10 protein-coding genes are annotated in these 13,471 nt (G+C 61.6%); 4 read left to right on the top strand and 6 right to left on the bottom strand.

All coding sequences use genetic code 11. The features are described from left to right. Window positions 1–67: 67 nt before the first annotated feature. Window positions 68–1,342: an IS256 family transposase gene (locus tag GGD40_RS19055; RefSeq protein ID WP_373565341.1), complete on the bottom strand. Its 1,275-nt coding sequence runs from the start codon at window positions 1,340–1,342 to the stop codon at window positions 68–70. Window positions 1,343–1,775: 433 nt separating this feature from the next. On the opposite strand from GGD40_RS19055, the gene GGD40_RS19050 reads away from it, so the two are divergent. Beyond that, window positions 1,776–2,003: a sulfurtransferase TusA family protein gene (locus tag GGD40_RS19050; protein ID WP_105507183.1), complete on the top strand. Its 228-nt coding sequence runs from the start codon at window positions 1,776–1,778 to the stop codon at window positions 2,001–2,003. A gap of 144 nt (window positions 2,004–2,147) precedes the next feature. Here GGD40_RS19050 and galU read toward each other — a convergent pair whose 3' ends face one another. From galU to GGD40_RS19025, 5 genes are all read right to left on the bottom strand, one after another. Continuing rightward, window positions 2,148–3,029 carry a UTP--glucose-1-phosphate uridylyltransferase GalU gene (gene galU, locus GGD40_RS19045; protein WP_179703617.1) on the bottom strand — a complete coding sequence of 294 codons (882 nt, stop codon included), beginning with the start codon at window positions 3,027–3,029 and terminating at the stop codon, window positions 2,148–2,150. Window positions 3,030–3,113: 84 nt separating this feature from the next. After that, window positions 3,114–5,999 carry a valine--tRNA ligase gene (locus tag GGD40_RS19040; RefSeq protein WP_179744552.1) on the bottom strand — a complete coding sequence of 962 codons (2,886 nt, stop codon included), beginning with the start codon at window positions 5,997–5,999 and terminating at the stop codon, window positions 3,114–3,116. An 842-nt stretch (window positions 6,000–6,841) separates the two neighbouring features. Next, window positions 6,842–7,870 carry a Gfo/Idh/MocA family oxidoreductase gene (locus tag GGD40_RS19035; protein WP_179744551.1) on the bottom strand — a complete coding sequence of 343 codons (1,029 nt, stop codon included), beginning with the start codon at window positions 7,868–7,870 and terminating at the stop codon, window positions 6,842–6,844. Beyond that, window positions 7,870–8,886 carry an inositol 2-dehydrogenase gene (gene iolG / locus GGD40_RS19030; protein WP_179703614.1) on the bottom strand — a complete coding sequence of 339 codons (1,017 nt, stop codon included), beginning with the start codon at window positions 8,884–8,886 and terminating at the stop codon, window positions 7,870–7,872. The genes GGD40_RS19035 and iolG overlap by 1 nt, the downstream gene beginning before the upstream one ends. Beyond that, on the bottom strand, window positions 8,879–9,760 hold the full coding sequence (locus GGD40_RS19025) for a MurR/RpiR family transcriptional regulator (protein ID WP_179744550.1): 882 nt from the start codon (window positions 9,758–9,760) through the stop codon (window positions 8,879–8,881). Before GGD40_RS19025 ends, iolG begins: the two co-directional genes overlap by 8 nt. Window positions 9,761–10,036: 276 nt before the next feature. Between GGD40_RS19025 and GGD40_RS19020 the strand changes: the two genes are divergently transcribed. The 3 genes from GGD40_RS19020 (at window position 10,037) to GGD40_RS19010 (ending at window position 13,400) form a co-directional block, all read left to right on the top strand. Further along, a complete protein-coding gene (locus tag GGD40_RS19020) occupies window positions 10,037–11,083 on the top strand; it encodes a sugar ABC transporter substrate-binding protein (protein ID WP_035547018.1) in 1,047 nt (348 codons plus the stop codon). A 290-nt stretch (window positions 11,084–11,373) separates the two neighbouring features. Next, window positions 11,374–12,558 carry an ABC transporter permease gene (locus tag GGD40_RS19015; RefSeq protein ID WP_179744549.1) on the top strand — a complete coding sequence of 395 codons (1,185 nt, stop codon included), beginning with the start codon at window positions 11,374–11,376 and terminating at the stop codon, window positions 12,556–12,558. A gap of 35 nt (window positions 12,559–12,593) precedes the next feature. After that, complete coding sequence (locus GGD40_RS19010; RefSeq protein ID WP_179744548.1) at window positions 12,594–13,400, top strand: ATP-binding cassette domain-containing protein; 807 nt, start codon at window positions 12,594–12,596, stop codon at window positions 13,398–13,400. Window positions 13,401–13,471: the final 71 nt, after the last annotated feature.

The following is a 13,471-nucleotide window of genomic DNA, read 5'->3' as shown; positions in this document are numbered from 1 at the left end:
TGACCGACCGCGGAGGCGCGCGCAGGAACCTGTCCGCATTTTTGTGTGCGAGGCGGGTTAAAGATTTCTAGCCACGTGCGAGCGTGAAGCGCTCGCCAAACAGGATAGCAAACTGGTTCATCGCCGCTTTCCAGTCGAATGCCGCTCTCACGGACTTTGCCAGCACGTTACGTAGCGCCAGCCACAGCAGCTTGATGGCGGCCTCGTCGTTGGGGAAGTGGCCTCGGGTCTTGATGATCTTGCGCAGTTGCATGTTCAGACTCTCTATGGCGTTTGTTGTGTACACGACCCGGCGTATCTCCGGAGGAAACACGAAGAACGGTGTGACGTGTTCCCAGGCGCGCTGCCAGGATTGCACGATGGTCGGATACTTCGTTCCCCAGGGTCCTTCAGTGAAGTCCTGCAAGGCCTGCTGTGCAGCCTGTTCGCTCGCGGCTGCATAGATCGGACGCAGCGCCGTGGCGACCGCCTTGCGGTCCTTGTGGCTGGCGTACTCCAGACTGTTTCGGATCAGATGCACGATGCAGGTCTGCACCGCCGTGCGGGGGTACGCCGTCCCGATCGCCTCGGCCAGTCCTTTCAGACCGTCCACCACCGCGATCAGGATGTCCTGGCAACCGCGGGTCTTGAGGTCATTGAACACCTTGAGCCAGAACTTCGCGCCCTCGGTCTGTTCAATCCACAGGCCGAGTACGTCGCGCTGGCCGTCGGCCTGGATACCCAGCGCCAGATAGACGGCCTTGTTGCTCACCACGCCGTCGCCACGGATCTTCACGCGTAGCGCGTCGAAGAACACCACCGGGTACATCGGCTCGAGCGGGCGGTTTTGCCAGGCCAGCGTTTCAGCCATCACTTCGTCAGTGACTGAGCTGATGAAGTCGGGTGAGACCTCGGTGCCATAGCTTTCAGCCAGAAACGCCTGAATCTCGCGCACGCTCATGCCGCGGGCGTACATGGCGATGATGCGCTCATCGAAGCCCGTGAAACGGCGCTCGTGTTTGGGAATCAGGATCGGCGCGAAACTGCCCTCACGATCGCGCGGCAGATCGAGCCTGACGGGGCCGCGCTCGGTGATGATTGTCTTGCCGCTGGCGCCGTTGCGTTCGTTGGCCTGGCCGTCGGGCTTGGGCTGGCCCGCCGGGTAGCCCAGATGCATGTTCATCTCGGCGCCCATCGCGCGCTCGATGATGGCCTTGTTGAACGCCAGCATCAGGTCCTGGACCTGGACAGGCGTCATCGGACCCTTCACCAGTTCATCAAGCAGACCTTCAGGCAGGGCAGGCAGCGGCCCTCGGGCCGCTGCCTGAGAGGCGACAGTACGTTTCTTTTTCATGATCGGCATATCCATGATTTTCATCCTTCATGATATGCCTCGCCCACAAAATCACGGATAGGTCCGCGCGCAGCGCCGCCGGAAGAATGACTGCTGTGCCACAGGCTCGGAATGCGCGAGAACACGGATTCCAGATGCACCACTACCGTGACTGCGCGGGGGACCCGCTTATAAGCTGGCGGTTTGAGCCGCTTTCTTTTGCCTACTTTGCTTTGCGGCAGGCAAAGAAAAGTAGGTGCAGCCCCGCACAGGGGCAACGCTAATAGACCACCGTGAACTCAAGGAAAGGCCAAGGCGCCTGGCAAACAGCCCACCATGAACTCAAGGAAAGGCCAAAGCAGCACGAACCCGCCGAGCAGGCCCAAAACCCGTACTGTAGAATTTGAACCTCCAGCGTCGCCCCACCGCGACGCTCCGTCCCAGAAGGTCATCGTCGATGCAAATTCAGATTCACAAAGAAGTCGATGCACGCGGCCTGTTGTGCCCGCTGCCTATCTTGCGCGCCAAAAAAGCGCTCGCCGACATGGAAAGCGGCCAGATTCTCAAAGTGCTCGCCACCGACCCCGGCTCGCAGCGCGATTTCGCCGCCTTCGCCAAACAAACCGGCAACGAAATCGTCGAAACCTCAACGCAAGACAAAGTCTTCACGTTCCTGATGAAACGCCGCTAAGCCGGCGCAACTCACGCACCGAACGCCCAAACAAAAGGCGCTGTGCCCGCGATTGCGGGGCACAGCGCCTTTTTTTTACGTCAGTCTGATGCTATCGAGAGGCTAAAACACACCTGCGAACAGGCCAATGCGCCTAACTCCCGTTCAGCCTTCCAGCACCGGCGAACGGGTACGCAAATATTCTTCGAAATCAGCGGCCACTTCCGGGTGACGCAACGCAAACTCGACCGTCGCCTTCAGATAGCCCAGCTTGCTGCCGCAGTCGAAACGCGTGCCGTGATACTTGTACGCCAGCACCTGTTCGTCGGCGAGCAACGACTGGATCGCGTCCGTGAGTTGCAATTCACCACCGGCGCCCGGCTTCAGCGCGCGCAAATGTTCGAAGATACGCGGCTTCAACACGTACCGGCCCACCACGCCGAGATTCGACGGCGCCACGTTCGGCTCAGGCTTCTCGATAATGCCCGACATCTTGATGATCGAGTCTTCCCACTCCTTGCCGTCGACAATCCCGTACGACTTGGTTTCCTGCGCCGGGATCTCTTCGACACCAATCACCGAGCTGTGATAGTGGTCGAACACCTCGATCATCTGCGTCATGACCGGCGGTGTGCCGTACAGCAAGTCGTCCGCGAGAATCACGGCGAACGGGTTGTCGCCCACCAGCTTTTCCGCGCACAGCACCGCGTGGCCAAGGCCCAGCGCTTCCGGCTGACGCACGTAGAAGCAGTCCACATGGCTCGGCTTGATGCTGCGCACCAGCTCCAGCAGCTTGTCCTTGCCGCGCGCTTCCAGTTCCGCTTCGATTTCGTACGATTTGTCGAAGTGGTCCTCGATGGCCCGCTTGCTGCGCCCCGTGACGAAAATCATTTCGGTGATGCCGGCCGCCATGGCTTCTTCCACCGCATATTGAATCAGCGGCTTGTCGACGATCGGCAGCATTTCCTTCGGGCTCGCCTTCGTGGCGGGGAGAAACCGCGTGCCAAGACCTGCTACCGGAAATACCGCTTTTGTAACTTTTAGCATGTGATTACCCTGAGTCCTCTGGTTTAGCTATCAGTCCTTGCCCGCCCGATCACCCTCTGATCACGGGCGGACACGGAGCCCCGATCAGGCGGGCAACCGCGCCAGCTGGGCTTGCAGCTTGCCCACCGTGGCTTCGAATTCAGTCCGCCTTTTCTGCTCCTGCTCAACGACTGCCGGCGGCGCCTTCGCAACAAAACTTTCGTTCTGCAATTTGCCGTTGCACTTGATGATTTCCGTGCTCAACCGCGCAATCTCTTTCGACAAACGCTCGCGCTCCACGGCGACATCGATTTCCACCTTCAGGACGAGCTTGTCATTCCCTACGATAGCAATTGGCGCGCCATCTGCCTGTGCGTCCAGCGTTGCTTCGTCGGCGATGATCTGCACTTCCGACAAACGGGCCAGCGCCTGGGCGTACGGAGCGAACGTACGCAAGCGCTCCGCGTTGCCGGCGGCGAGCAACGGCACCTTGACCGCCGGCGACAGATTCATTTCACCGCGCAGATTCCGGCACGCGTCGATCACCGCTTTCAGATCGGCTGCCCATTGTTCCGCGTCTTCGTCGATCTTCGAAGGCTCGGCAACTGGGTAAGGTTGCACCATGATGGACGCTTCACCCTCGGTCATGCCCGCGGGATAACGTCCGGCCAACGGCGCCACTTTCTGCCACAACGCTTCGGTAATGAAAGGAATCACCGGATGCGCGAGGCGCAGCACCGTCTCGAGCACGCGCAACAGCGTGCGGCGCGTGGCGCGCTGCTGGTTCGGCTGACCCGTCTGGATCTGAACCTTGGCGAGTTCGAGATACCAATCACAGTATTCGTCCCATACGAACTTGTATAGGGCGTTGGTCACATTATCGAAACGATAGTCGGCGAAACCTTTGGCGATTTCCGTTTCCACACGTTGCAGGCGCGAGACGATCCAGTAGTCGGCCTGCGAGAAGTGCAAATGGCCGTCCGGGCCGCATTCGCCGCACTGTGCCGGCTGCTCGAAGCCGCAATCGTGGCCTTCGCAGTTCATCAGCACAAAACGGGTGGCATTCCACAGCTTGTTGCAGAAGTTGCGATAGCCTTCGCAGCGCGCGAGGTCGAAGTTGACGTTGCGGCCGAGCGTGGCCATGGACGCCATCGTGAAGCGCAGCGCGTCGGTGCCGAACGCGGGAATGCCGTCCGGGAATTCCTTGCGGGTTTTCTTTTCGATCGATGCGGCCTGCTTCGGATTCATCAGGCCGGTGGTGCGCTTGGCGACCAGCGTGTCGAGGTCGATACCGTCGACGATATCGATCGGGTCGAGCGTATTGCCCTTGCTCTTCGACATCTTCTGGCCTTCGGCGTCGCGCACCAGACCGTGCACGTAGACCGTGTCGAACGGCACCTTGCCGGTGAAGTGCGTGGTCATCATGACCATGCGCGCGACCCAGAAGAAGATGATGTCGAAGCCGGTCACCAGCACCGACGACGGCATGAAATGCTTCAGTTCCGGCGTTTCGTTCGGCCAGCCGAGCGACGAGAACGGCACCAGCGCCGACGAGAACCACGTGTCGAGCACGTCTTCGTCGCGCTTCAACGCGCCGGTGTAGCCGGCCGCGGTCGCTTTGGTGCGTGCGTCTTCTTCGGTCTTGGCGACGAAGATCTCGCCGTTTTCGCCGTACCAGGCCGGGATCTGATGGCCCCACCAGAGTTGGCGCGAGATGCACCAGTCCTGGATGTTTTCGAGCCACTGGTAGTACGTGGTCGACCAGTTTTCCGGCACGAACTTGATCTCACCGCTGCGGACCACGTCCAGCGCGGTTTCGGCGATCGATTTGCCCGGATTGAAGGTGCCTTCCGGCGCCGGCTTGCTCATGGCGACGAACCATTGATCCGTCAGCATCGGCTCGATGATCACGCTCGTGCGGTCGCCGCGCGGCACCATCAGCTTGTGCTTCTTGACCGATTCGAGCACGCCGAGCGAGTCGAGGTCCGCCACGACCTGCTTGCGGGCGTCGAAACGGTCGAGGCCGCGGTATTTTTCCGGCGCGTTGTCGTTGATCTTCGCGTCGAGCGTGAGGATTTCGATCATCGGCAGGTTGTGGCGCTGGCCGACCGCATAGTCGTTCTGGTCGTGCGCGGGCGTGACCTTGACGACGCCGGTGCCGAATTCGCGGTCGACGTAGTCGTCGGCGATGACCGGCACTTCGCGGCCCGACAGCGGCAGCGTGACCGTCTTGCCGATCAGGTGCGCGTAGCGTTCGTCTTCCGGATGGACCATCACGGCGGTGTCGCCGAGCATGGTTTCCGGACGGGTGGTCGCGACCGTCAGATGACCCGAGCCGTCGGTGAGCGGGTACTGGATATGCCAGAGGAAGCCGTCCTCTTCTTCGCTGACCACTTCGAGATCGGACACGGCCGTCATCAGCACCGGGTCCCAGTTGACGAGGCGTTTGCCGCGATAGATCAGGCCTTGTTCATACAGGCGGACGAACACGTCGCGCACGGCGGTCGACATTTTGTCGTCCATCGTGAAGTATTCGCGCGACCAGTCGATCGAAGCGCCGAGGCGGCGGACCTGATTCGTGATGGTCGAGCCGGACTCCTGCTTCCAATCCCAGACGCGTTCGACGAATTTTTCGCGGCCGAGGTCATGGCGCGACACGCCTTGCGCGTCGAGTTGACGTTCGACGACGATCTGCGTGGCGATCCCCGCGTGGTCGGTGCCCGGCACCCACAGGGTGTTTTCGCCGAGCATGCGGTGATAGCGGGTGAGGCTGTCCATGATCGTCTGGTTGAAGGCGTGGCCCATGTGCAGGGTGCCCGTGACGTTCGGCGGCGGCAGCTGGATCGAGAAGTCTTTCTTGTTCCCGTCGAATGAGGGCGCGGCGTACGCGCGTTTTTCCCATTCCGGGCCCCAGTGGGCTTCGATGGTGTGGGGTTCGAAGCTCTTGGAGAGGGTGTCGGTGGCGGTGGTGTCGCTCGGGGTCTCGCTCATGGGGCTTTCTGCTGGTGGATGCGTGGAATCTTTGATTATAAGCGGGGCTTAAGGTGGTGGGATTTTTGGGGTAGGTTTTGGCCTTTGCGGCGCTTGGGTTGTGCTCTTATTGCGTTGGCTCGGTAGTCTATTAGCGTTGCCCCTGTGCCTGTTGCTTTGGCCTTTCCTTGATGTCACGGTGGTCTATTAGCGTTGCCCCCTGTGCGGGGCGGCACTAACTTCTCTTTGCCGCGGCACAGAGAAGTCAGCAAGAGAAAGCCGCTCACACCGCTAATTCTTAAGCGGGGCCCGTGGGCTGCCGCAGGTAGTGGTGCATCTGGAATCTGTGCTCCCGCACACTCCGCGTTCGTGACAAGGCCGTCATTCCTCCCGCCTCGCGCTACGCGCTCGCCGGAACGGTTCGCCTCGAACCCGTGGTTTTTCTGCGCGCGGGGGGAGCCGTCGGCTTCGCCTCCGCGCACGAAAAAATGATGTTGAATTCGGCGTTGCCCACAACACCCCGACGTTCTGGTAACCATCCGCCACGACACGCAAAGCCTCGATGTTTTGGTGAACGACCGCTACGGCGCGCGCAGCGCCGCCGGAAGGATGACGCCTTTGTCACGAGCGCGGAGTGTGCGGGGGCACGGATTCCAGATGAGCCACTGGCGTGGCTGCGCGAGGGACCCGCTTCAGAATTAGCGGTGTGAGCCGCTTTCTTTTGCCTACTTGTCTTTGCGGCAGGCAAAGAAAAGTAGGTGCCCCCCGCACAGGGGGAACGCCAATAGACCACCGCGAAAACAAGGAAAGGCCAACACCACAGCGAACACACCCCAAGCGCCGAGCAGGCCAAAACCCAAACCCTACAAAACCACAGCCTGCCCGCTCAGAAGCGACTCCCTCAACGCCCCCCCAATCCGCGTAGCCTCAACCGCATCGGCAAGCGTAGCGCCGCAGCCACTTCCCCCCCGCACAGCGGCAACAAACTCCCTGGCCTCAACCAGAAACGCCTCTTCAAACCGATCAAAAAACGTCGGCGTGCACTCATTCCGGATCCCGGATCGATCATAAATCTCAACCCGATTCACCGACGGATTCCGCCCAATCGCCAACGCCCCGGCCGTGCCGATCACTTCGCTATGACTATCGTTCCCATGGGCCTGCGTCCGCGACGCATAAAACACCGCAAGCTTGCCACCTTCAAACTCACAAATCGCGACGCCATTATCAACGTCGCCAAACTCCCGCAACCCCTCATGCAATGCCACCGCCCCCGCAGCAAACACCCGCGTGGCACGCGGACTCCCCAACAGCCACCGCGCGACATCGATATCGTGCACCGTGCAATCCAGAAAAATCCCGCCCGACGTCGCCGCGAAACGCACAAAAAACCCATCGGTATCGTTCTGATCCGTCGTCTGCGATCGCACCAGAAACGGCCGCCCAATCGCGCCCGCTTCGATCTTGTCGAACGCATCCCGATAGCTCGGATCGAAGCGCCGCATAAACCCTATGGTCGCCTGCAAATGCGGATACCGCGCCGCCTCGGCCAGCACCCGCTCGCATTCCGCCAGATCCAGCGACAACGGCTTCTCGCAAAACACATGCTTGCCAGCCTGCAACGCATCGATAATCTGTTGCGCGTGCAACGACGACGGCGTCACCAGCCACACCGCATCCACATCGCGATCCGCCAGCAACTCGGCGTAATCGCTATAAAGCCGCGGCTCGGGCAGCGCCTCACGCGCCCACGCACGCTCCTCTTCCACCGGACTGCAAGCGGCCACCAGCGAAGCCCCCGGCACCCGGTACGCAAGATTCTCCGCATGGCGCTTGCCCAGCCGCCCCAACCCCACCACGCCAAGCCGAAGCCGCCCCGTGTCCGCGCTCATCACAACGCCTCGCCGAGTTTGACCACACGGCCCTCGCGCCACGAACGCGTGGCGGCGTCGGCGAGTTCAAGCGCTTTCAAACCATCGGCGACGGTCGTGCGTACCGGCTTGCCACGCGTCACCGCATCGAAGAAATGCGCGATTTCAAGCGCATACGCTGCACGGTAACGTTCGAGGAAAAACGCTTCGGGCACATCGCTCGACACTTCGGTTTTCGAATACGCCGTGACTTCAGTCGGCCGCACATTGCCCGCCTGCAGCATGCCGGTGCTGCCGAGCACTTCGAAACGCTGGTCGTAGCCATACGCGGCACGCCGCGCGGTGTTGATCTGGCACAAGCGGCCGCGCTTCGTGCGGATCGTCACCGCCGTCGAATCGATGTCGCCCGCCTCGGCAATCGCAGGGTCGGTCAGGCAACTGCCGGTGGCGTGCAGCGTGTCGGCTTCATCGTCGAGAATCCAGCGGAAGATGTCGAAGTCGTGAATCAGCATGTCCTTGAAGATGCCGCCGGAATGCCGGATGTAGTCGACCGGCGGCGCACCCGGATCGCGGCTCGTCACCACCAGCATCTCCGGCGTGCCGATTTCGCCCGCGTCGATACGCGCCTTCAACGCGGAAAACGTCGGATCGAAGCGGCGCTGAAAACCGATCATGCACACCACGCCCGCACGCTCTACCGCGTCGGCGCAAGCCCGCGCGCGCTCCAGCGTGAGATCGACCGGCTTCTCGCAAAACACGTGCTTCTTCTGCGCGGCGGATTTCAGAATCAGATCCGCATGCGTGTCCGTGCTCGAACAGATCACCGTCGCGCCGATCGACGCATCGCCCATCGCGCCGTCTATATCCGCCACCTGCGCGCCATGCTCGGCGGCGAGCGCCGCGGCGGCCTCGCGATTCACGTCGACCACGTACTTGAGCCGCACGCCCGGCTGCCGCGCGAGATTGGCCGCATGAATCTTACCGATGCGTCCCGCGCCGAATACCGCTACATCGATCGTCTTTACCGCCTCAGTCATCGTATCCTCCAGTGTCTTTGGATTCTTCAACGTTCAATTCGAGCTTGTACGCGAGCGCGATAAATAACGCCTGGCACAAACAGATCGTGCTGGTCAGCGAGCGGAACGCGAACGCACTGCCCTCTTTCACATACAGTTGGGTGGTCGCGTAACGGGACAGCGGCGACAGTTGGCTGTCCGTAATCACCAGCGTTTTCGCCTGATGGTGATGCGCGACGCGCAAGCAATACTGCGTTTCCTTGCCGTACGGCGCGAAGCTGATCGCGATCACCACGTCGCCCTTCTTCACGCTGCGAATCTGTTCGCGGTACATGCCGCCGAAGCCGGACACCAGATGCACGCGCTTGGGCGTGTGCTGCAACGCATAGACGATGTAGCTCGCCACCGGAAACGAACGCCGCACGCCGATCACGTAAATGTTGTCGGCCTGCTGCAGCATCTTCACGGCGGCGTCGAACTGCGCATCGTCGAGGCCGGCTTCGAGTTCTTCCAGCCCGCCGCGCGACGCCGCGATAAATTCCCGCGCCACCGAACCGCCCGACAACGCACCCGGCTTCTCGTCGATCAGCTTGCGAATGCGCTGCTGATAACTCGGCGACGAACTGCCCTGCCCCGTGTAAGCCTGACGAAACACCGTCTGCAGATCCGAGAAGCCGGAGAACCCGAAGCGCTGCGCAAACCGCACCACCGCCGACGGATGCACGCCGCAACTCGCGGCAATGTCGCTGGTGCGATCCACCATCACGCTCGCGCGGTGCTGTTCGATATATGTCGCGACGTTCTTCAACTGACGCGGCAGCGCCTCGTAGTTTTCCGCGATGCGCTGCATCAATTCTTCGACGCTCGGCAATTCTTCGGTGCTCTCTTCCGCCATGGCTCTCTCTCGGGTGCTTTATTGCAGTGCGGTATCGGCCTGTGAAGCCCGCCACACGGCGTCCTGACGCTGCCGATTATAGGCAGCCACCCCATCAAATGGAACGTATTTTCTATTTTTATTTGTCATGAAATTTTCATTGCAACGCTCAGGAAGATGGCCTAATCTTGGTCGTGAGCGATGGCGTCGAGCTGAACTGCACTGCGCTGTATGTGAACGGAAAGCCGCCCGCCAGACGCTCCCTTCAATAACGACAGACCGAGAAAGGTGGAGACAATGAGACTTTGCAAGGGCAAGGGTGCGCTCAGGATTCTGGTGACGGCATTGACGTTGGCGACGGGATTCGGCGCGGCCTCGGCCGCCCGCGCGGCTGACGCCCATTTCGTGCTGATCAGCCACGCGCCGGATTCCGATTCGTGGTGGAACACCATCAAGAACGCGATCAAACAGGCCGACGAGGACTTCAACGTCGAGACCGATTACCGCAATCCGCCGAACGGCGACATCGCCGACATGGCGCGGCTGGTCGAACAGGCTGCGGCGCGCAACTACGACGGCGTGATCGTCTCGATCGCCGACTTCGACGTGCTGAAGAGTTCGATCGCCAAGGTCACGCAGAAACACATTCCGCTCGTCACGATCAACTCCGGCACCGAAGAGCAAAGCGCGCAGCTCGGCGCGATCATGCACGTCGGCCAACCTGAATACGCGGCCGGCAAAGCGGCGGGCCAGAAAGCGAAGGCCGCGGGCATCAAGTCGTTCCTGTGCGTGAACCACTACGCGACGAATCCGGCTTCGTTCGAACGCTGCCGTGGTTTCGCCGATGCGCTCGGCGTCGACTTCAAAACCTCCACGCTCGACGCGGGTCAGGACCCGACCGGCGTGCAGTCCAAGGTGAGCGCGTATCTGCGCAATCATCCGGACACGCAGGCGGTGCTCGCACTCGGTCCGCTGTCGGCCGATCCGACCATCAAGGCGCTGCAACAAATGGGCCTCGCGGGCAAGCTCTGGTTCGCTACGTTCGACTTCGACAGCGACATCGCGAAGGCGATCCAGGACGGCACGATCCAGTTCGCGATCGATCAGCAACCGTACTTGCAGGGCTATATCCCGGTCGCCGTGCTGGCGATCGTGAAGAAGGACCACACCACCGACCCGGCGAAGATCCGCCAGATCCTGCAGGCCAATCCGAAGTTCAAGGAACGGCTCGCCACTTACGGCCTTGCACCTTCGTATGGGCCGCGCAATATCGGCTCGGGCCCGGGCTTCATCACCAAGGCTAACGTCGACAAGGTGCTGAAGTACGCGGGGCAATACCGCTAAGCCGGTAATCCGCTTAGCCACGCATAGCCTGAACCCGCCGCGAGCACCGCGATCACGACGATCGCCCCGCTCGCGGCCAACAACAATCAAGCGGGGACCGGCCGGATCGACTCGGCCCGGCCGGCACTCGCCCGCCCGTTGTGTTTGACGTGCAGCCTCGTCGCGCTGCACCGGCGTGCCGCACAGACCGACGCGACAGGCCGCCACTATTCGCCGCATTTACTTTGCTTCAAACGCCGCACGGGTTGCCGACGATCAGTCGCCCGCCGGCGTATCAAGGAGAGCTTCAAATGGGTGTCGCCAACATTTTTCATCCCCATCCCCGCAAGCAGCCGCCGACCGATCCGCAAGACCCGACCGGACAGGCCAGCACCACAACGGCCGCTAGTGCCGACGAACGCGTACGCCGCGAATCGTGGTTCAAGCATCTGCTGAATCGCCCGGAGTTCGCGGCGCTCGCCGGCACCGCGATGGTGTTTATCGTGTTCGGCCTGGCGGCCGGCAACTCGGGCATGTTCAATCTCGACGGCGTGATGAACTGGTCGCAAGTCGCGGCCTATCTGGGTCTGATCGCGGTCGGCGCGTGCGTGCTGATGATCGCCGGCGAATTCGATCTGTCGATCGGCTCGATGATCGGCTTTGCCGGCATGATGGTCGCGCTGCCCACCATGTACTTCCACTGGCCGATCTGGCTCGCGATCATTTTCGCGTTCGCCGGCTCGATGCTGCTCGGCGCGCTCAACGGCTATCTGGTGATGCGCACGCGGCTGCCGTCGTTCATCGTCACGCTGGCGTTCCTGTTCATTCTGCGCGGCCTCACGCTGGCCTTGTCCGTGATGTTTGCCGACCGCACGATCATCTCCGGTGTCGGCGACGTCGCGCGCCAGGACTGGTTGGCCCACACGCTGTTTCAGGGTGTCGCGTTCAAAGGCCTGTTCACCTGGCTCGGCCATATCGGTCTGGTGAAAATGCTCGACAGCGGCGTGCCGCTCGTGCCCGGTATTCCCAAGGTGCTGCTGTGGTGGCTCGGTCTGGCGATCGTCTGCGCGTTCGTGCTGGCACGGACCCGTTTCGGCAACTGGATCTTTGCCGTCGGCGGCGACGCCAACGCGGCCAAGAACGTCGGCGTGCCGGTACGGCGCGTGAAGATCTCGCTGTTTGTGCTGACCGCGTTCTGCTCGTGCCTGTATGCGGTGCTGCAGGTGTGCGACATCGGCTCGGCCGCGGCCGACCGCGGTTTGCAGGCGGAATTCGAAGCGATCATCGCCGCGGTGATCGGCGGCACGCTGCTCACCGGCGGCTACGGCTCGGTGATCGGCGCCTGCTTCGGCGCGCTGATCTTCGGCGTCGTGCAGATCGGCATTACCTACACGAACGTCGACTCGGACTGGTTCCGCGTGTTCCTCGGCGTGATGCTGCTGTTCGCCGTGCTGTTCAACCACTACGTGCGTAGCCGCGTCGCGGCCTCCCGCTAAACCTCGCCAATTCTCGCTACGGCACGGAGTTCACGATGAGCACCCTCGAACAGACCGAAGGCGACTACATCCTGTCGCTGGAAAATGTCAGCCGCTATTTCGGCAACATCATCGCGTTGAAGGACATCAACATCAAGCTGCGGCGCGGCGAAGTGCATTGCCTGCTCGGCGACAACGGCGCGGGCAAGTCGACGCTGATCAAGACGCTCGCCGGCGTGCATCAGCCGAGCGAAGGTACGTATCTCGTAGATGGCAAACCGGTGCGCTTCACGTCGCCGAGAGATGCGCTCGATCTCGGCATCGCTACCGTCTATCAGGATCTCGCGCTGGTGCCGCTGCTGTCGGTGGCGCGCAATTTCTTCATGGGACGCGAGCCGCAGAAAAAGCTGCTCGGCTTCATCAACGTGATGGACCTCGAACACTGCGCCACCGCCGCGCGCGACAAGCTCGCGGAAATGGGCATCAACGTGCGCGACCCGCATCAGCCGATCGGCACGATGTCGGGCGGCGAGAAACAGTGTCTGGCGATCGCGCGTGCCATTCACTTCGGCGCGCGCGTGCTGATTCTCGACGAACCGACTGCCGCGCTCGGCGTCAAGCAGAGCTTCAACGTGCTGAAGCTGATTCACAAGGCGCGCGCCAAAGGTATTTCGGTGATCTTCATCACGCATAACGTCCACCACGCGTATCCGATCGGCGATTCGTTCACGCTGCTCAATCGCGGCAAATCGCTCGGCACGTTCACGAAAGACACCATCAGCAAGGACGAAGTGCTCGACATGATGGCCGGCGGCGCCGAGATGCAGAAGATGATGGGCGAACTCGAAGGCGCGACGATCTGATTGGATCTGATTTATTCGTGTGGGCCCCGGTGCCGCGGCGCCGAATCCCACGCTCAGTTATTCAGGATTAT

The sequence above is a fragment of the Paraburkholderia bryophila genome (assembly GCF_013409255.1).
Taxonomy (GTDB): domain Bacteria; phylum Pseudomonadota; class Gammaproteobacteria; order Burkholderiales; family Burkholderiaceae; genus Paraburkholderia.
Note: the sequence above shows the minus strand (reverse complement) of the source record. Positions and strands in the feature narration are given on the sequence as shown.